Origin of the sequence: Frigoribacterium sp. PhB24 (assembly GCF_003755185.1) — a bacterium.
In the GTDB taxonomy this organism is placed as follows: domain Bacteria; phylum Actinomycetota; class Actinomycetes; order Actinomycetales; family Microbacteriaceae; genus Frigoribacterium.
Genome location: NZ_RKIC01000009.1, coordinates 143,169 through 160,592, shown reverse-complemented (window position 1 = coordinate 160,592; position 17,424 = coordinate 143,169). Strand labels below are relative to the sequence as shown.

General features: G+C 70.6%; 19 protein-coding genes. 11 read left to right on the top strand and 8 right to left on the bottom strand.

Features of this window, described 5'->3' with window-relative positions:
- Positions 1–24: 24 nt before the first annotated feature.
- Positions 25–642 carry a TetR/AcrR family transcriptional regulator gene (locus EDF50_RS16875; protein ID WP_123517568.1) on the bottom strand — a complete coding sequence of 206 codons (618 nt, stop codon included), beginning with the start codon at positions 640–642 and terminating at the stop codon, positions 25–27.
- A 255-nt stretch (positions 643–897) separates the two neighbouring features.
- A complete protein-coding gene (locus EDF50_RS01315) occupies positions 898–1,299 on the bottom strand; it encodes a hypothetical protein (RefSeq protein WP_123517567.1) in 402 nt (133 codons plus the stop codon).
- A gap of 66 nt (positions 1,300–1,365) precedes the next feature.
- Between EDF50_RS01315 and EDF50_RS01310 the strand changes: the two genes are divergently transcribed.
- The 8 genes from EDF50_RS01310 to EDF50_RS01275 all read left to right on the top strand — a co-directional run bounded on the left by EDF50_RS01310 (position 1,366) and on the right by EDF50_RS01275 (position 9,122).
- Positions 1,366–2,409 carry an LLM class flavin-dependent oxidoreductase gene (locus EDF50_RS01310; RefSeq protein ID WP_123517565.1) on the top strand — a complete coding sequence of 348 codons (1,044 nt, stop codon included), beginning with the start codon at positions 1,366–1,368 and terminating at the stop codon, positions 2,407–2,409.
- A 60-nt stretch (positions 2,410–2,469) separates the two neighbouring features.
- Positions 2,470–3,432, top strand: a complete 963-nt coding sequence (locus EDF50_RS01305) for an acetylxylan esterase (RefSeq protein ID WP_123517563.1) — start codon at positions 2,470–2,472, stop codon at positions 3,430–3,432.
- Between the two features lie 122 nt (positions 3,433–3,554).
- Complete coding sequence (locus EDF50_RS01300; RefSeq protein ID WP_123517560.1) at positions 3,555–4,586, top strand: NADPH:quinone reductase; 1,032 nt, start codon at positions 3,555–3,557, stop codon at positions 4,584–4,586.
- Positions 4,587–4,629: 43 nt separating this feature from the next.
- On the top strand, positions 4,630–5,679 hold the full coding sequence (locus tag EDF50_RS01295) for an MBL fold metallo-hydrolase (protein WP_123517559.1): 1,050 nt from the start codon (positions 4,630–4,632) through the stop codon (positions 5,677–5,679).
- Positions 5,680–5,783: 104 nt separating this feature from the next.
- A complete protein-coding gene (locus EDF50_RS01290) occupies positions 5,784–6,665 on the top strand; it encodes a patatin-like phospholipase family protein (protein WP_123517557.1) in 882 nt (293 codons plus the stop codon).
- Positions 6,666–6,723: 58 nt separating this feature from the next.
- Positions 6,724–7,947 (top strand): glycosyltransferase, encoded by a 1,224-nt coding sequence (locus tag EDF50_RS01285; RefSeq protein WP_123517555.1) that lies wholly within the window; start codon positions 6,724–6,726, stop codon positions 7,945–7,947.
- 133 nt (positions 7,948–8,080) lie between these two features.
- Positions 8,081–8,560, top strand: coding sequence for a heme-degrading domain-containing protein (locus tag EDF50_RS01280; protein ID WP_123517554.1), 480 nt, complete (start codon positions 8,081–8,083; stop codon positions 8,558–8,560).
- 19 nt (positions 8,561–8,579) lie between these two features.
- Complete coding sequence (locus EDF50_RS01275) at positions 8,580–9,122, top strand: hypothetical protein (RefSeq protein WP_123517552.1); 543 nt, start codon at positions 8,580–8,582, stop codon at positions 9,120–9,122.
- On the opposite strand, the gene EDF50_RS01270 is transcribed toward EDF50_RS01275, so the two are convergent.
- The gene (locus EDF50_RS01270; protein ID WP_123517550.1) at positions 9,119–10,669 is read right to left on the bottom strand and encodes an MFS transporter; all 1,551 of its coding nucleotides are present in this window, start codon (positions 10,667–10,669) and stop codon (positions 9,119–9,121) included. The genes EDF50_RS01275 and EDF50_RS01270 overlap by 4 nt on opposite strands.
- A 286-nt stretch (positions 10,670–10,955) precedes the next feature.
- On the opposite strand from EDF50_RS01270, the gene EDF50_RS01265 reads away from it, so the two are divergent.
- On the top strand, positions 10,956–11,546 hold the full coding sequence (locus tag EDF50_RS01265) for a hypothetical protein (RefSeq protein WP_123517548.1): 591 nt from the start codon (positions 10,956–10,958) through the stop codon (positions 11,544–11,546).
- Between the two features lie 33 nt (positions 11,547–11,579).
- Here the strand turns inward: EDF50_RS01265 and EDF50_RS01260 are convergent, their stop codons facing one another.
- Together EDF50_RS01260 and EDF50_RS01255 are read right to left on the bottom strand one after the other, a co-directional pair.
- Positions 11,580–12,020 carry a hypothetical protein gene (locus EDF50_RS01260; protein WP_123517546.1) on the bottom strand — a complete coding sequence of 147 codons (441 nt, stop codon included), beginning with the start codon at positions 12,018–12,020 and terminating at the stop codon, positions 11,580–11,582.
- Between the two features lie 33 nt (positions 12,021–12,053).
- Positions 12,054–12,578 (bottom strand): DUF427 domain-containing protein, encoded by a 525-nt coding sequence (locus EDF50_RS01255; RefSeq protein WP_123517545.1) that lies wholly within the window; start codon positions 12,576–12,578, stop codon positions 12,054–12,056.
- 162 nt (positions 12,579–12,740) lie between these two features.
- Here EDF50_RS01255 and EDF50_RS16535 point away from each other — a divergent pair, with 162 nt between their 5' ends.
- Complete coding sequence (locus EDF50_RS16535; RefSeq protein ID WP_158612606.1) at positions 12,741–12,884, top strand: hypothetical protein; 144 nt, start codon at positions 12,741–12,743, stop codon at positions 12,882–12,884.
- On the opposite strand, the gene EDF50_RS01250 is transcribed toward EDF50_RS16535, so the two are convergent.
- Together EDF50_RS01250 and EDF50_RS01245 are read right to left on the bottom strand one after the other, a co-directional pair.
- The gene (locus EDF50_RS01250; protein ID WP_123517543.1) at positions 12,881–13,441 is read right to left on the bottom strand and encodes a GNAT family N-acetyltransferase; all 561 of its coding nucleotides are present in this window, start codon (positions 13,439–13,441) and stop codon (positions 12,881–12,883) included. The genes EDF50_RS16535 and EDF50_RS01250 overlap by 4 nt on opposite strands.
- Before the next feature lie 53 nt (positions 13,442–13,494).
- Positions 13,495–13,992, bottom strand: coding sequence for a helix-turn-helix transcriptional regulator (locus EDF50_RS01245; protein ID WP_123517542.1), 498 nt, complete (start codon positions 13,990–13,992; stop codon positions 13,495–13,497).
- Positions 13,993–14,237: 245 nt separating this feature from the next.
- Between EDF50_RS01245 and EDF50_RS01240 the strand changes: the two genes are divergently transcribed.
- A complete protein-coding gene (locus EDF50_RS01240; RefSeq protein ID WP_123517540.1) occupies positions 14,238–16,658 on the top strand; it encodes an ATP-binding protein in 2,421 nt (806 codons plus the stop codon).
- A gap of 246 nt (positions 16,659–16,904) precedes the next feature.
- On the opposite strand, the gene EDF50_RS17080 is transcribed toward EDF50_RS01240, so the two are convergent.
- Entirely contained in the window at positions 16,905–17,288 is a 384-nt protein-coding gene (locus EDF50_RS17080) for a GNAT family N-acetyltransferase (RefSeq protein WP_123517539.1), read from the bottom strand.
- Between the last annotated feature and the right edge of the window lie 136 nt (positions 17,289–17,424).

Genomic DNA, 17,424 nt, shown 5'->3' with positions numbered 1-17,424 from the left:
GGACTCGCCCGTGTTTGGCGGGCGTCAGGCCGTCAGGCCGCGGGTGAGGGCGGCGACGACGTCGCCCATGAGCTCGCCGGCCGCCTGCTCACCCGTGGCGGGCCAGTCGAAGGCGACGCCCAGCGTGATGCAGATGAGCACACGGGCCAAGGTCCGCGGCTCGAGCCCGGTCACCTGGACGGCCTGCCCCTGGAAGACCTCCTCGACGAGACCGTGCAGGGCGTCGAGCACCTCGCGGCGCTGACGGACGAAGTCGGCCATCACCTCGGGGTGGGAGAGGGCGTGGGCCCGGAACTCGCTCATCAACGCGAAGTCCTCGACCTGGCCGGGGCCGTAGGGCGCGAACGCCGTGCCGATCTTCTCGGGCAACTGGTCGAGCGAGGTGCCCGGGAAGAACATGCCCTGCAGGGCACCCAGCGCACCGTCGGTCTCGCGACGCATGAGGCTGCGGACCAGGTCGTCCTTCGAGGAGAAGTTCGAGTAGACGGCACCCTTGCTGAAACCGGCCGCCCGCGCGACGTCGTCCAGCGTGGTCGCGTGCACCCCGCGCCGTGAGAACAGGTCGGCCGCCGCGTCGAGGAGTCGCTGCTTGACCTCGGCTCGAGGGATGCGGGGAACGGGAGCCCCGGCGGTGGTGGCCATGCTGCGACCCTAACGGGTGCGGGTGATCCTCAGAAGTCACCCGCCACGCCCCCGCCCGAGGCGCATACCCACCGGTATCGAGGCGCTAGCATCGTGATCGCCTGGTGGACCCGAATCATCAGGAGACCGCGCGGGTGCGCGACCGTCCGACCCTCACCAGGTCGTCAGGCCGGTCGCGCACCCCGCACCCCACTCGTCGCCCGGGGTCGTCCCCGGGGCTCGACCCGCGCCTCCTGGTGTCGACCGCGACCAGCGTCAGATCGCGGCGCGTCGCCCCGAGCCGCCGAAGCCGATCGAGACGTCGAGGCGCCACGCCTTCGGCTCGCCCGAGAGGTGGGTCGTGCCCACGAAGCGCAACCGGTCACCGGCGCCGAGGCTGAGCACCCCGTGCACGTCGAGGTTCTCGCCGAGCCGGAAGACGATCTCGTGCTCGTCGAGCAGCTCGTCGTCGACCGTGGCGCCGAAGGCGGCGCCGTCGAACCTCATCGGCACGTCACGGAAGGTCAGCGACGGCGGCTCGTCCGACCAGTCGGCCACCTCGGGCACCCGGGCCGCGACGATGCGGGCGTCCACGACGCCGTCGTCGTCGAGGGTGACCGAGGAGGCGCGCAGGTCGACTCCGAGGTCGTCACCGTCGAGGCGAAAGCGGTTCTCCACGGCACCACGCTACCCAGCACGGGCCCCGGGCGGAATGGCCGGACCGGGTCCGGGGTTCGCCCGGTCATGAAGAAGCGCATCGGGTTCCTGTCGTTCGGTCACTACCAGGACGTGCGCGGCTCGGCGACACCGACCGCCCGGGAGGCGCTGGTCCAGTCGATCGAGCTGGCCGAGGCCGCGGAGGAGATCGGCATCGACGTCGCCGCGGTGCGCGTGCACCACTTCGTGCGCCAGGCCGCCACCCCCTTCCCCCTGCTGGCCGCGATGGCCGCCCGGACGAGCCGCATCGAACTCGGCACCGGCGTGATCGACATGCGCTACGAGAACCCGCTCTCGATGGCCGAGCAGGCCGCGGCCGCCGACCTGATCAGCGCGGGCCGGTTGCAGCTCGGCGTGAGTCGCGGGTCACCCGAACCCGCCCTGCGCGGGTGGGAGGCCTTCGGCCACGTCCCGCGCGACGGCGAGAGCGACGCCGACCTGGCCCGCCGGCACACCGAGGTCTTCCGGGCCGCGATCGACGGCGCCGACGTGGCGGAGTCCGACCCGACGATGACCGGCTGGTCGCACGGGCTCTCGGTCGAACCCCGCTCCCCCGGCCTCGGCGAGCGCATCTGGTGGGGTTCCGGCAGCCGCTCGACGGCCGTCTGGACCGGTGAGCAGGGCATGAACCTGATGAGCAGCACCCTGCTGACCGAGGACACCGGGGTGCCGTTCGACGAGCTGCAGGCCGAGCAGATCGCGCTGTACCGCGAGGCCTACCGCGCCGCCGGTCACACGCGCGAGCCCCGGGTGTCGGTGAGCCGGAGCGTGATCCCGATCACGACCGACGAGGACCGTCGGTACTTCGGCGTCCGTGCCCAGGCCGACTCGCAGGACCAGGTCGGGCTGCTCGACGGCGTGCAGTCCCGCTTCGGCAAGAGCTACGTGGGCGAACCCGACGTCATCGCCAAGCAGTTGGCGGCCGATGCCGCGGTGCGGGACGCCGACACGATCCTGCTGACGGTGCCGAACCAGCTCGGGGTCGCCTACAACGCGCGCCTGCTGCAGACGGTGGCCGACCACGTCGCCCCGGCGTTCGGCTGGGTGCCGAACCTGGCTCGCGCGAGCTGAGCCGCGCCTCCTGCACCGCGCCTCCTCGGCGGCCGTCGCGGGCTGCGGTAGACAAGGGGCATGTTCACCGACCTGCCGGAACCCGCGCTGCGGGAGTACCGCAGCACCCAGACCGATCCCGACGACTTCGACGAGTTCTGGGCGACGACGCTCGCCGAGACACGGGCGCACCCGCTCGACCTGCGGGTCGAACGGGTCGACACGGGGCTGACGACGGTCGACGTGTACGACGTGACCTTCGCCGGCTGGGCGGGCCAACCCGTGCGGGCCTGGCTGCGCGTGCCCGCCGGAGCGGAGGGACCGTTGCCGGCGGTCGTGCAGTTCGTCGGCTACGGCGGAGGGCGGGGCGCGGCGGTCGAGAACCTGTTCTGGTCGTCCGCCGGGTTCGCCCACCTGCAGATGGACACCCGCGGTCAGGGCTCGGGGTGGAGCCTCGGCGCCACCCCCGACCCGGACGGCTCGGGCCCCGCGCATCCCGGCGTCATGACGCGGGGCATCGACTCGCGTGAGACCTACTACTACCGGCGGGTGTTCGCGGACGCCGTCCGGGCCGTGGAGGCCGCTCGGGGGTTCGACGTCGTCGACGCGACCCGGGTGTCCGTCGTCGGCGGCAGCCAGGGCGGCGGCATCGCCCTCGCCGTCGCCGGACTCGTCCCCGACCTCGCCGCCGTCGCGGCGTACGTGCCGTTCCTCTGCGACTTCCGCCGGGCGACCGTCATCACCGACGCCGACCCGTACAAGGAGATCGGACGTTACCTGGCGGTCCACCGGCACCGCGCCTCCTCGGTGCACGACGTCCTCGCGTACTTCGACGGCGTCAACTTCGCCCGGCGGGCGTCGGCATCCGCCCTCTTCACGACGGCGTTGATGGACCCGACCTGCCCGCCGTCGACGGTGTTCGGCGCGTTCAACGCGTACGCCGGAGCGGCCGACATCACGGTCTGGCCGTACAACGGGCACGAGGGCGGCGGGTTCGAGGACGACCTGCTGGCGCTGGCCCTGTTCCGCGGCGCCGGGGCCTGAGCCCTGGTCGGCTCGCCGAGATGTCACGACTGGCCGCTCATCTCTGAAGGTGAGCGGCCAGTCGTGACATCTCGGCGCAGCCGGCAGGAACACGACGGGGCCGGGTCTGGTTGGCTCCGGGCATGAAGTCGATCGTGTACTCCGAGACCGGACCCGCCCCCACCGTGCTGCAGCTCGTGGACCGCGACCTACCCGAACCCGCCGCCGGCGAGGTGCGGGTGCGCGTCGTGTTCTCGGGCGTCAACCCCACCGACTGGAAGTCCCGTGCGGGCGGCGGCCCCGGCGAACCGCTGCCGTTCGCCGAGGTCACGCCGAACCAGGACGGCTCGGGCATCGTCGACGCCGTCGGCGAGGGCGTCACCGGCCTGTCGGTCGGCGACCGCGTCTGGACCTACCTCTCGGCCCACCAGCGCCCGACCGGCACCGCGCAGGAGTTCACCGTCCTGCCCGCCTCGCGCGTCGTGCCACTGCCCGAGGGCGTCGGCCTCGACGTCGGCGCGAGCCTCGGCGTCCCGGCCATGACCGCCCACCGTGCGCTGACCGTGTGGGAGGACGGCCCGAACCGCCTGACCCCCGGCAGCCTCGACGGCGCCGTCGTCCTCGTCGCGGGAGGCGCGGGCGCGGTCGGTCACGCCGCCATCCAGCTCGCGCGCTGGGCGGGTGCCACCGTCATCACGACGATCAGCAGCGACGAGAAGGCCGCCCTCGCCACGGCCGCCGGCGCTCACCACGTCGTCAACTACCGCACGGGCGACGCCGCCGCCGAGATCCGCGAGATCGCTCCCGACGGCGTCGACGTCGTCGTGGAGGTCGCGATCTCGCAGAACGCGGACCTGCTCTCCGAGGTCGTCGCGCACCGCGCCTCCGTGGCGATCTACGCCGACAACGGCGGCGACACGACGACCATCCCGATCCGCGCGAACATGATCACCAACACCCGGTTCCAGTTCGTCCTGCTCTACACCGTGGGCGAGGAGGCGCTGCAGGCGGCCGTCGAGGACGTCACCGCGGCCCTGCGCGACGGGGTCCTGCCGGTCGGCGAGGCCGCAGGCCTGCCGCTTCACACCTTCCCCCTCGCCGAGACGGCCGCCGCCCACGAAGCCGTCGAGGGCGACGTCGTCGGCAAGGTGCTGATCGAGGTCTCCGCCGAGTGACGGACGGGCCCGGGTCGCGGGCGGCGCTGGCTAGGCTCGCGGGGTGACCGACGCCGCCAGCCGACCCGCGCCTCCCCCGCCTCCCGTCCCGCTCAGCCGCGTGCAGGCCGACACCGTCCGGCGTGGCGGCCTGCCGCCCGTCGAGGAGGTCCGGCACGGCGTCTGGTCGGTCGCGTTCGAGTTCGGCGACGGCATCGACGACCACTCGCTGGGGTACGTCGTCGAGGGCTCGGACGGCGCACTGACCGTCATCGACCCCGGCTGGGGAGTCGACGCCAACCTCGACCGGCTCGAGGCCGCCCTCGCCGACGTCGACCACTCGCTCGCCGACGTCGACCTGATCGCCGTCACGCACCTGCACGCCGACCACCTCGGCGGGGCGGAGGCACTGCGGCGGGCCTCGGGGGCCCGGATCGCCCTGCACGCCGCCGAGCAGCGCGCCCTCGGCGAGCGGACGTCCGATGCCACGGCCGCCGACGCCGACATCGCCCGCTGGGGCGCACCCGGGCACGACCAGGAGGCGCTGGTCGCGTCCTGGGGGTCGGGTCGCCACCTGCCCGCGGTCACCGCCGACCTGCTGCTCGGCGACGGCGACGTACTGCCGGTCGCGGGACGGCTGCTGCGCGCCCTCCACACCCCGGGCCACACCGGCGGTCACCTCTCCTTCGTCGAACCCGAGCAACGCCTCGTCTTCACGGGCGATCACGTACTGCCCCGGATCAACCCCGGCATCGGCCTCGGCGGTCGGACCGGCACGAACCCGCTGACCGACTACCTGGCCTCGCTCGACCGCATGGTGACGCTCGACGTCGCCGGGCCCGACGCCCTCGAGGTCTGCCCGGGCCACGAGTACCGGTTCACCGGCCTGCGCGAGCGGGCCGAGGCGCTGATCGCCCACCGGGCCGACCGCAGCCGCGACGCGGCGGCCGCCCTCGACGCCCTCGACCGACCGACGGTGTGGCAGGTCGCCGAGCGCATGTCGTGGAGCGGCGGCATCTCGTCGCTGCACGGCTACCGGCTCGGCTCGGCCCTGGCGCAGACCGAGTGGCATGTCCAGGCGCTCGGACGAGCCGACGAACTGCGAGGCGCCTGACACCTGCCCGAGGACGTCGCGAGTCGACGGGCCTACTCTCGGGCGCGGCCCCGGGGGACGCACCGCGCCTCCTGCCCGGGCCGCCACCACGACCGAGGAGAGACATGAGCACGACCACGACCACGACCCCCACCCGCACCGCCCTCGTCCTGGGCGGCGGCGGCATCACCGGCATCGCGTGGGAGCTCGGCGTGCTGTCGAGGCTGCTCGAGGCGGGCGTGCCCGTGGGCGACGCCGACCTCGTCGTCGGCACCTCGGCCGGGTCGGTCGTCGGGACGATGGTGCGACTCGGCCGCGTCGACGAGGGCCTGCGCGAACAGTTCGAGGACGTCGACGACCTGCCGTCGGGTTCGATCGACCCCGAGGTGTTCCAGCAGACCCTCGGTCAGGCGCTCGCGGGGGCGACCACCCACCAGGAGGCGCGTGCTCGGATCGGCGCGTTGGCCCGCGAGACGCCCGTGGTCGCCGACGAGCCCGAGCTCGTCACGGCCATGCGCGACCGCTTCGGAGGCGCGGCCTGGCCCGACGCCGCACTCACCGTCTGCACCGTGGACGCCACGGACGGCACGTTCCGACCGCTGGACGCCGGCTCGGGCGTCGACCTGTACCGCGCCGTGGCCGCGAGCTGCTCGGTGCCGGTCGTCTGGCCGACCGTCGAGGTCGACGGTCGGCCGACGATGGACGGCGGCGTGCGCTCGGGCACCAACGCCGACCTCGCCGACGCCTACGCCCGCGTGCTGGTGCTGTCGTGCGGCCCCGAGCTCGACGTCTCGCCGCTCGGCCCGTCGCTGCCGCAGGTCGTCGCCGCCCGACGCGCCGCCGGGCACGAGGTCTTCGTGGTCGAGGCCGACGCCGAATCGCTGCGGGCGTTCGGCACCGACGTGCTCGCCACGAACACCCGCCGTCCGGCCGCCGAGGCCGGTCGCCGACAGGCCGAGGCCGTCCTCGACGACGTCCGCGCCTTCTGGTCGGGAGTCGCCGACTGAGCGCCGCCGGACCGCCCACGGGCAGGCCGTGGGTCCACCGGGCAGGTAGCCTCGGCTGGTGACCACCGCCTCCCCCACGCTCCGCATCGCCCTCGTGTCGTTGCACACGTCCCCCGGTGCCGAGCCCGGGTCGGGTGACGTCGGCGGCATGAACGTCGTCGTGCGCAACCAGGCCGAGGCGCTCGGGGCCGCAGGGCACGAGGTCGAGATCCTGACCCGACGGTCGTCCCCCGACGAGCCGGCGAGCCACCCGCTCGCGCCCGGTGTCACGCTGAGGTTCGTCGACGCGGGCCCGGCCGAGCCGGTCACGAAGGGGCGCAACGAGCTGTTCGTCGACGAGTTCCGCGACCGCCTGGCCGACCTCGGGCCCTGGGACGTCGTGCACTCGCACCACTGGTTCTCGGGCATGGCGGCCCTGCCCGTGGCCCGCGCCCTCGGCGTGCCCCACCTGCAGAGCTTCCACTCGATCGCCGCCCACGACTCGACGCCCCTCTCGCACGGCGAACGCGCCGAGTCGCCCGGCCGCATCGCCGGCGAAGAGCTGCTGGCCCGCGAGTCGGACGCCGTCGTGGCCATCAGTCACGCCGAGGCCGAGACCGTCACGTCCCGTCTCGGTGGCCGGGCCGACCGGGTCCACGTCGTCCTTCCGGGCGTCGACGGCGAGCTGTTCCACCCCGCGGCGGCCGACCACCCCACGCCCGTGCGCCCGTACGTCGTCGTGGCCGGCCGGCTCGAACCCCTCAAGGCCCCCGACCTGGCGATCCGCGCCGTGGCCACCGTGCCCGCCGAGGTGCGCCCCGAACTCGTCATCGCCGGCGGCGCCTCGACCGAGTTCGCCGGTTACGAGGCCGAGCTGAGCGCCCTGAGCGACGAGCTCGACCTCACCGTGCACTTCCTCGGCCCGCGCTCGCGATCGGGCCTCGCCGCGCTGCTGCGGGACGCCGCGCTCGTGCTCGTGCCCTCGCACTCCGAGACCTACGGGCTCATCGCCCTCGAGGCCGCGGCGAGCGGGGTCCCGGTGATCGCCGCGGCGTCGGGCGGCCTCCGCGAGTCGGTGGTCGACGGCGTCACGGGCATCGTCCTCCCGAGCCGCGATCCGCGGACCTGGGCCCGCGCCCTCACCCAGGTGCTCGCGGACGAGGGGCTGCGCGACCGGCTGTCGCGCGCCTCCCGGTCCCACGCGCTCGACCACCCGTGGTCGCGCTCGGCCACCGACCTCGTGGGCGTGTACTGCGGTCTGCTGGCCCGGCAGGGCTCGCCCTGCGTCGCCGCGTCGGCCTGACGCCCCGCGGTCCGTCGCGCGGCCGGGCCGCCACCAGCCCGTTGACGGGGGCCGGGCCTAGGCTCGCACCGTGCCGCGCCGAGGCGCCGGTGCTCCCCCGTGCAGTCCGCCCATTTCCTCCAGGAGACCACCGATGACCGACGACACCCTGCTGCAGACCCTCATCCGGCAAGAAGAGCGTCTGGTCTTCCGGCGGTTCACGCTCGACGTCGCGCTCGACCTGGGTGCCCACCTGCTGGCCGAGGCCCGACGCCGCGACCTGGCCGTCGCGGTCACCGTGCGACACGGCCGACAGCGCGCGTTCCACGCGGCCCTCCCCGGCAGCAGCCTGGACAACGACGAGTGGCTCGACCGCAAGGCCCGCGTCGTCGAGCGCTACGGGCAGAGCTCGTACCGGGTGGGCGAGTCGTTCCGGGTGCAGGGCGCCAGCTTCGACGAGAAGTCCCGGCTCGACACCGGTCTCTACGCCGCGCACGGCGGGCTCTTCCCCGTGCGGGTCCCGGGTGTCGGCGTCGTCGGCTCGGCCGGTGTGTCGGGCCTGCCGCAGGCCGACGACCACGCGTTCGTCGTCGACGTGATCGAGGACTTCCTCGACCACGGCTACGACGCCTGACCCGACCGCCGACGATCCCGTGAGCGTCCCGACCGCAGGAGGCGCGGTGCCGGCCCCCGAGACCCCGTCCGACGACGAGGCTGCCGCGTCGCTGCGCCGCCTCGTCGAGCACGCGGCCGCCGACCTCGCGGCCCGTGACGCCCGGACGGAGGCCCTCGCCCGTTACAAGCCGGCCCGACGCATCGTCGTGGTGAAGACGGCGGAGTCCCTCGAACCCGCCGGGCGGGCCTGGCGCCTCGGTGTCCTGCTGCTCGCCGCCGACGGCCGGGTCTTCGAGACCGGGCGCATCACGAGGGCGGTCACGCCGACCCGGTCCCAGCACCTGTCCGCCCAGGTCGAGCAGCGTAAGGCCGAGCGCCGGGCGGCCGTGCGCGGCCACTTCGCCGAGGGCGAGGTCGTCAACTACGGCTACGAACCGGTGGACCTGTCGACCGGGGCGTTGCAGGGCGGCGAGCAGCGCCTCCTCGTCCGCGACCGGCGTGCCCTCGTGCGCTGGGGCACGGCGGCCGACGAGGTCCGCGACCTCGCCGCGTACCTCGCCGACCGGGCCGAGCTGCTCTAGCGCTCGGTCCTCTGCGCGGGGTCGGCGGTGACGGCGGGCTCGGCGTCGACGAAGGGCAGGTCGCCGAGGTCGATGTTCGGGTTGGCGTCCTGCGTCTCGACGAGCTCGTGCGCCTCGGCCTCGGTGGCCACGCTCGGCATCGAGCCGGGCAGCGGGCGTTGCGAGGACTCCTTCATGAACCAGACCGCGACCGCACCGACCAGCGACGTGGCCATGAGGAAGAACGCGGGCACGAGCTCGTTGCCCGTCGCCTGCAGCAGCGCCTGGATGATCAGCGGGGTGGTGCCGCCGAACACGGCGATCGCGACGTTGTACGACACCCCCATCGCGCCGTAACGGCTCGCCGTCGGGAACAGCGCGGGCAGCGACGACGCCTGGCTCGACACCCACAGCGCCACGCTGACGGCCAGCAGTGAGAGACCGGCGAGCGTCGTCCCGATGCTGCCGAGGCCGATCAGCAGAAACGCGGGCAGGGCGAGCAGCAGCACCGACGCGGCGCCGAGCCACATGACCGGCCGTCGACCGATGCGGTCGCTCAGGCGTCCGGCCACGGGCAGCAGCAGGGCCAGCAGCACGAGCACCGGGATCGTCAGCAGCGTGCCGTGCAGCGGGTCGTAGCCGAGCGAGTCGGTCAGGTAGGTCGGCATGTAGCTGGTCAGCGCGTAGCCGACGGTGTTCGAGGCGGCGACGAGACCGATCGCGATGACGATCGGGCGCCAGTGCTGCCGGATGAGGGCCAGGGTGTTGCGCGGACGGCCCTGCGCGTCGGCGATCTCGCCGACCTTGCTCTCTTGCGCGTCCTGGGTGGCCTGGAACGCGGGCGACTCCTCGATCTTCAGGCGGAAGTAGATGGCGACCACACCGAGCACGCCGGCCAGCAGGAACGGCAGGCGCCAGGCCCACTCGAGCATCTGCTGCTCGGTCGTCAGCAGCTGCAGCACCGACACGACGGCGGCACCGAGCGCGAAGCCCAGGTAGCTGCCGAGGTCGAGGATGCTCGCGAAGAAACCGCGCCGCTTGTCGGGCGCGTACTCGCTGACGAAGGTCGTGGCCCCGGCGTACTCGCCGCCGGTCGAGAAGCCCTGCAGCAGCTTGAGGACGACGAGGGCGATCGGGGCGAGGGCACCGATGGCGGCGAAGTCGGGCAGCACGCCGATCAGGAACGTCGCGCCCGCCATGAGGATCAGGGTGGTCGCGAGCACCTTCTGGCGTCCGACCCGGTCGCCGAGACGTCCGAAGACGACCCCGCCGAGCGGACGCGCGACGTAGGTCGAGGCGAAGACGCCGAGACTGAACAGGATCTGCAGCGACGGGTCGGCCTCGGGCAGGAAGACCCGGCCCATCGTGACGGCGAGGTAGCCGTAGACGCCGACGTCGTACCACTCCATGGTGTTGCCGACGACGGTGCCGCCGATGGCGCGCTTCATCATCGCCGGGTCGACGACCGTGACGTCGTCGACGCGCAGGCGCCTCGGGCGCCGCCGTCCGGAGGCGCGGGCCGGGCGGTCGGGACGGGTCTCGCGGGCAGGGGTGGGTGGGGTTCCCATGAACGACGTTCCTCTGGATCTCGGGCGCCGGCCGGTCGGACGGGCGCCTCGGCGATCGAGCCACGGAGGGGCGGTGCCCGGCTGCCGCGGCCCGAGTGGTCGGGTCGACGGCGGGCAACGTTACCGGCATCTCGGCGGCGGATTGCCAGGGCATTCGGAGGGAGTCCCACCGGCCGCCCAGCCCACGCGGGAGGAACTGCCGACGAGATCGCCTATCCTCGACGACGACTTCCGTGCCGGTCGACGCCCCTGATCGCCACGCCACCCGACCATCAGGAGGCCTGCCGTGCGCCGCGTGCTGATCGTCGTCTCCGTCGTCTTCGGCGTCGGGCTCGTCGCGTTCGTCGTCGCGATCGCCCTGGTCGTCTCGGCCCTCACGGCGCCTCGCGACGAGAGCGTCACGGCGATCACGTCCACGCCGGTCCCGGCGTGCCCCGAGGTCGACCCGGTGATGGTCGGTGACATCGAGGTGCCGGCGGGGCCCGTCGCCGGCTACTGCCAGGACCGCCTGGTCAACGCCGCCTACATCATGCTGGCGGCCCGGGCGCAAGGCATCGGCGAGCACACCCAGGCGATCGGCGTGATGACCGCGATGGGCGAGTCGAGCTTGCGCAACATCGACTACGGCGACGCCGTCGGGCCCGACAGCCGCGGGCTGTTCCAGCAGCGCGACAACGGCCTGTGGGGCACCTACGAGCAGCGCATGGACCCGTACACCGCCGCGACGAGCTTCTTCACCAAGCTCGTGTCGATCCCGGGCTGGAAGGACCTGACGCCGACCCAGGCCGCGCACGCCGTCCAGGTCAACGCCGACCCCGACCACTACACGAGGTGGTTCCCCGACGCCGAGGTGGTCGTGGCCGCCCTCTCGGGCTGAGCCGCGCCTCCCGGGGTCGGGAACCAGTCGCGGCTACTTCGCGCGGCGACCGATGCTGCGGCGGTCGCGCCAGGCGCCCGTCGACCAGAGCGACAGCAGGACGAGCAGCGGCTGGAAGATCAGGCGGAAAGCACGTTTGCCGTCGGTGTCGAGGCCGAACGCGTCGGTGTGGGTGACGAGCTGCGAGATGTTGCCGGGGAAGATCGCGGTGAAGAACGCCGCGGCGACCCAGCCGACCGTCACGCGGTGCTTGGGGGCGACGACCAGGGCCGTTCCGATGCCGATCTCGACCACACCGGACGCGAGCACGACGAAGTCGTCGTCCAGCGGCAGCCACTCGGGAACCTGCGCCTGGAAGGGCTCGCGGGCGAAGGTCAGGTGGCTCGTCCCGGCGAAGATCAGGGCACCGCCGAGGGCGACGCGGCCCAGGGTGCGGGCGAGGGACGTGGGACGGGGGCGGGGACGTTTCGGCATCCGGCCAGTCTGCTCCTGTCCGGGGCCCGGCCGTCACCAGCCCATCGTGCCGGGCGCGCCCTTGAACGGGCCGACGAGGTTCGCGGTGATCCAGCCGCCGTAGAAGTCGCCCTCCTGCGCCTGGACGACCTCGCCGTCGATCTCGCACGAGTCCATCGCGCCGGGGTAGATCGCGACGTGGTCGACCAGCGACTCGTAACCGGGCCAGGGCTCCGCGTAGAACCAGCCGGAGCGCCGGGCGGTGACGCCGCCGCCGGAGACGTCGACATAGCCGGCCTGGCCTTTGAACTCGCACAGGCTGCGGCCCTCGGCGCGCGACAGAGCCCCCGGGGCGAAGTCGGCGCGCGGCAGGTAGTAGACGGGCGGGTGGCTCGTCTCGAGCACGCGGATCGCGGCCGTCGTGTCGGCCACCACGACGCCACCGAGGCGGACGACGACGCGCTCGTTCCGGGGCTCGACCCGCGGGGGTCGCGGGTAGTCCCAGACGGATTCCTGGCCCGGCCCGGGCTCGACACGGACGGGGTGGGCGGGGCGGGGCGGGCGACGGAAGGCGGGCATGAGCCCATGATGCGCCGCAGGGCTGGGACGCCGCACCGGGTGGCCCGAGCACGCACGGCACTGCCGTCCGGCGACCGATCGCGATGGCCGGACGAGCCCCGACTCCACCACGAGGCTGATCCCCGACCGACGAACCGCACGTATCGCACGCACCGTCGAAGGATGGACACGAGCTCGATGATCATGGGGGCCGCCATCGCGTCGGTGGCCTGGATCGGCTTCTACCCCTGGGCCGAGCTTAGGAAGCTGAAGGCGTTCGAGGAAGAGCAGCAACTGGCTCCTGATCCGCCCGAGAGGCCCCGCTAGATGATCGGCTGACGGACGCCCTTGTGCCGCTGCATCCTGGGAGCGATGACGGCTTCCCAGAGGGTCTCGTCGTCGACGACTGTCGACGTGGGTACGAGCCCGAGCCGTTCGGCCACCAGGGCTGACGCCGCGTGGTCGGGGTGGACGTAGGCCTGAGGACGCCCGACACCCATCGAGGTCAGCCACGTCACGACAGCTGTCGCCGCCTCCACAGCGAGACCACGACCCTGTTCCGAGGCCGTGACCAGCCACGCGACATCAGCGACGAGGTCAGCGCCCTCGCGGGTGAGCGTCGCTTGGACGAATCCGACGGCCCGCCCACGCCCAGCACATCGGATGATCCAGTTCAACCACCCGGCACGTCCATCCTCGGACTGACCCCGCGACTGACGGCGGTAGCGCGCTTCGAGTTCCTCGAGCGTCGGAGGCTCCCCATCCGTGAACCGGTACAGATCCTGTGGTGCCAGAGCGACCACCATCTCGCTCGCGTGCTCCACGGCGAGCGGCTCCAGAGAGAGACGATCCGTTCGGAGGGCTTCAGCCCGGGGCCACGACATGACCCGAGCTTCGCAGGTCGACAGGACACCCGTATCCCGGCGAAACGATGTGCCTACCCGCTCGTCGCCTCGTCCGGGGCGGCACGGGAGAGGGGATAGGCGCGGTCCAGGCGCGGGCTGAGGACGACGAGGAACAGGAACATCGACAGCAGCCACCCGGCAATCCAGTACGCGGGAATCAAGAAGATGGCCACGTTCGGCACGACGTCGGTGGCGACTGCGACGACCACGGCGATCGTGAAGAGCACGCCCACCCCGTAGTACAAGGCTCGGAAGCCCTCCTCGACACGGCCCCGCCGTTCCTGCTGGCGACTCGTTCGCTCATCGAGGGCGGTGACCGAGCGGCCGTAGCCGTCCTCAGCGACGGTGACGAAGAGATCACGAACCGGGACACCGAACGCCGTCGCCACCCGAGACAGCGTGTCGAGGCTCCCCTCGTTGCCCGCCTCGAGCCTCTGGACGGTGCGGACGGTCACGCCGCTCTCGTCAGCGAGGCGTTCCTGGGTCCAACCCACCTGGGTGCGGAGATCGACGATCCGTGTCTCGTTCATGAACCTCACACTAGGAACGACCAGCCCCGAGGTCCACGACACCGACCCGACAGGCACCCGACACCTTCACGACAGAACACTTCGGGGCACCTCGTCCCCATCCTGACCTCCACCGAAGCCGCAGCCGCAGGTCTCAGACGGGGTCTATCAGCGATCGGCTAACGGGCACGCAAACTGCTCGTCGAGTGTCGGCGCTATCGGGTACGGTTCTCCAAAATACCGAACGATACTCATGGAGTGCGACAGTGAAGTTGACCCGCATAGATGTCCGGTTCTACAAGTCGTTCAATTTCGACTTCGAGCTGAAGGCTCGACCCAACGCGGAGCGCGAGGCTTGGGAAGATCAGGAGGGACCCTGGTATCCGTTTGTACGCATTCCCATCGATGGGAATGTGACCGCGATCGTCGGCGCAAATGAGTCCGGGAAGAGCCACCTTTTGGGGGCGATTAAGTCCGCGCTCGGAGTCGCCGCCATCGATCGAGCTGACTTCTGTCGTTACTCGGAGCAGTACTCGGTTCAGGTCGATCAGCTGCGCTTTCCGGAATTTGGTGCCTGGCTTGAATTGGAAGCAGACGAAGCCCCAGTGGCCCTCGCCGCATTGCAGGGCGTGTCTCGGTTTGCCCTCTTCCGCCCCGGCAACCGCCCTGCGTTCCTGGTTGTTGATGGCCAGCGAGTCTCGATTTCCCAGGAATATCTAGTCGTTATCGAAGCCCGGTTGCCAGGGGTGTTCGAAATGTTGACCGACCTTGCGATCCCCGACAGCGTTTCGATTAGACGCCTCACCGGCCAAGACCGCCGCGCGCTCCAACGGTCGCAACGCGCTGAACTGCTGGATGGGATTGACGCCTCTGATAAAGGCGAAGCCAGTCTCGGCCGCCTACTCGTGGGCTTGATCTTCGGCACCGAAACCGGCACTACCTTGAGCAGGGCTGGTCAGGATGCTGAATTCGAGCTCGCGAGGAAGCTGCTCGTTGACGCCGCAAAAATCGCACCTGCGTCCTTCGTTGAGTTGCAACTGGGTCTGGCGGACGGCCGAGAGGGTTATGTCGAAGGACTCGTTGGCCGCATGAACGCGGCCATCAAAGAGAATCTCAACATTCAGCGCTGGTGGACCCAGGACAAGCAGTTTGACCTTCTCGTCGAAGCCCGAGAACACGAGATCGCCCTCACGATTCAGGACCGGACTGCGTCGACGTACTCATTCAAGGAACGCAGCCAAGGCCTACGGTTCTTTCTCAGCTACTTCGTCCAGCTCACCGCGCACCGACTCGCCGGCGACGGATCGGACATTCTGCTGCTCGACGAGCCCGACGCGTACCTCTCCAGCGTGGGCCAGCAAGACCTCCTGCGCATCTTGCACGACTACTCAAAACCCGAAGACGGAGGCCAGGGCGGGCAGGTCGTGTACGTCACCCACTCGCCGTTCCTGATCGATAAGAACGCCCCCCAGCGCATTCGTGTCCTCGACAAGGGCGCAGATGAAGAGGGCACCCGTGTCGTGAAGGATGCGGCGAATAACCGCTACGAACCCCTTCGATCGTCGCTGGGCGCTTACGTAGCGGAAACGGCGTTCATCGGCGGGCAGAACCTGTTCGTCGAAGGCGCCGGAGATCAAGTCCTACTTGCGGGGCTATCCTCACACATCTCCGATCGTGAGCAGAGCACAGCCTCGGTCCTTGATCTAAACAAAGTAACCATCGTTGGAAGCGGCGGCGCCGACGGGGTTCCGTACATGGTGTACCTCGCCAGGGGACGCGACACCGTCAAACCGGCGTGCGTTGCTCTTCTTGATGGAGACACTGCCGGCCAACAAGCAGAACGTGTCCTCAAGCGCGGAGACATGCGCAAGCAACGCATTCTGCAAGACGCCTACATTGTCCGGATCGACACCTGGGCTTCGGGGCGTGACATTCACACGGACTGGGACACCACACCAATCGAGATCGAGGATCTCGTTCCTGTCGCAATCGCTCGACGGGCCGCTCTAAATAACATCGCCCGGTTCGTCGAACTTTCAGAGGAGGACGGAGCGAAATTCTCGGTGGAAAGCATTCAGAATCGTGCTCAGCAGAAGGACAGCCTGTGGGACGCAATCGAAGACAGCGTCGCGGAAGTGTTCCCCGACGAACACGTCGAGAAGGCCGGATTCGCGAGAGAAATCGTCAAGCTGCTCGACATCTCAGCTGACCTCGACGGGGCGGATGAGTTGCGCCGCCGATTCTCTCTCCTTCTTCGTGATCTCGCCGAGCGCCTCGAGGATGCAGCCGATGACGAGTTCGACGAACGCGCAAACGATCAGCTTGCTCGCCATATCCAGGGCTTCCTCCGCGACCACCCGGTCGGCACCGGAATCACGAAATACGACGCTGGACGAGTGCTCCGCCAGGTCGGTCTCGCTATGCCCAAGGACGCGCATTCCGATCAGGCCCGATTGGCGCTGGCGGAAATCGAGCGTAATTTCGAGCTCGAAGATCGTGCGCACCCTCGTGTTCCTCGTTTCGACGAGTTCCGAAATGCCGTGGCCGCTCTCGGGCAATTGGACCGGTTGCAGTACCAGGACGACACTCGTGTTGACCCGTCGGCCGCAGTCACACCTGCACCCGTAGAGAGCACGGCCAGTAGTCCGGCCCCAAAGAAAAACACGGCGTCGACGAAATCAAGCTGAGTAGCTGGCTCGAGCGCACCCACTGGCGTATGTTCTAGCAAGGAGTCGCGCGACCCTAGGGATGCGGAACACCTCCTCATGCTGGCTAACTCCCAGACCGATGCGACGCCGGCAGCGTCTCGCGAATCTGGCTCGCAACCGCAGAGGCATCGGCGACCACGAAGGTCAGTATCAAGACAGACCCCGCCGACGCCCGCCCGCCCGCCGATCGTCTATCGGGACGCAGCGGGGTTGCAATTACTTGGGCTACTGGGCCCCCGGCTGCAGCGCTGGCTTCATGTCGTAGGTCACCCAGGGAGTTGCGGTTGCAACGCCGTCGTCTACACGCCGGGCTGGTGCGTTGTCAGCCGCTGTGATCCACCGGACGACACTCGCTCCCTCTCTGGAGGCGGCAGCTGCAGCCTCCCGTAAGAGTACCGTTGCAACACCTGTTCCCCTCGACGCTGGCGAGGTGAAGAGGTCTTCGAGGTAGAGCCCGGCAGTGGCGGTCGAGGGCCGGGCGAAGCGCCTGAGATTGGCAAGGCCGAGCAGCGCGTCGTCTGAATCGGTCGCGACGAGGCCGATCAGTCCATTGGCGCCCGTGACTACCCACTGCCAGGTTACGGCGACGGCGTCGCCGTCCTCAGGCAACTTCTAGAACGAGCGATAGCCGGCGTAGAGCACGGACCACTGCGACTCGTCACGGGCGACGACCGGGCGAACACGAACAGTCATCTTGTGAGCCTAGAAGTCTGCAGCAAGTCCTTGCCCGCTGACAGATCCCCAA

Excerpts from the sequence above, each read along its gene's own strand:
- EDF50_RS16875 (WP_123517568.1), bottom strand. The coding sequence starts at position 642 with ATGGCCACCACCGCCGGGGCTCCCGTTCCCCGCATCCCTCGAGCCGAG.
- EDF50_RS01310 (WP_123517565.1), top strand. The coding sequence starts at position 1,366 with ATGAAGAAGCGCATCGGGTTCCTGTCGTTCGGTCACTACCAGGACGTG.
- EDF50_RS01305 (WP_123517563.1), top strand. The coding sequence starts at position 2,470 with ATGTTCACCGACCTGCCGGAACCCGCGCTGCGGGAGTACCGCAGCACC.
- EDF50_RS01300 (WP_123517560.1), top strand. The coding sequence starts at position 3,555 with ATGAAGTCGATCGTGTACTCCGAGACCGGACCCGCCCCCACCGTGCTG.
- EDF50_RS01290 (WP_123517557.1), top strand. The coding sequence starts at position 5,784 with ATGAGCACGACCACGACCACGACCCCCACCCGCACCGCCCTCGTCCTG.
- EDF50_RS01280 (WP_123517554.1), top strand. The coding sequence starts at position 8,081 with ATGACCGACGACACCCTGCTGCAGACCCTCATCCGGCAAGAAGAGCGT.
- EDF50_RS01270 (WP_123517550.1), bottom strand. The coding sequence starts at position 10,669 with ATGGGAACCCCACCCACCCCTGCCCGCGAGACCCGTCCCGACCGCCCG.
- EDF50_RS01260 (WP_123517546.1), bottom strand. The coding sequence starts at position 12,020 with ATGCCGAAACGTCCCCGCCCCCGTCCCACGTCCCTCGCCCGCACCCTG.
- EDF50_RS01255 (WP_123517545.1), bottom strand. The coding sequence starts at position 12,578 with ATGCCCGCCTTCCGTCGCCCGCCCCGCCCCGCCCACCCCGTCCGTGTC.
- EDF50_RS16535 (WP_158612606.1), top strand. The coding sequence starts at position 12,741 with ATGGACACGAGCTCGATGATCATGGGGGCCGCCATCGCGTCGGTGGCC.
- EDF50_RS01250 (WP_123517543.1), bottom strand. The coding sequence starts at position 13,441 with ATGTCGTGGCCCCGGGCTGAAGCCCTCCGAACGGATCGTCTCTCTCTG.
- EDF50_RS01245 (WP_123517542.1), bottom strand. The coding sequence starts at position 13,992 with ATGAACGAGACACGGATCGTCGATCTCCGCACCCAGGTGGGTTGGACC.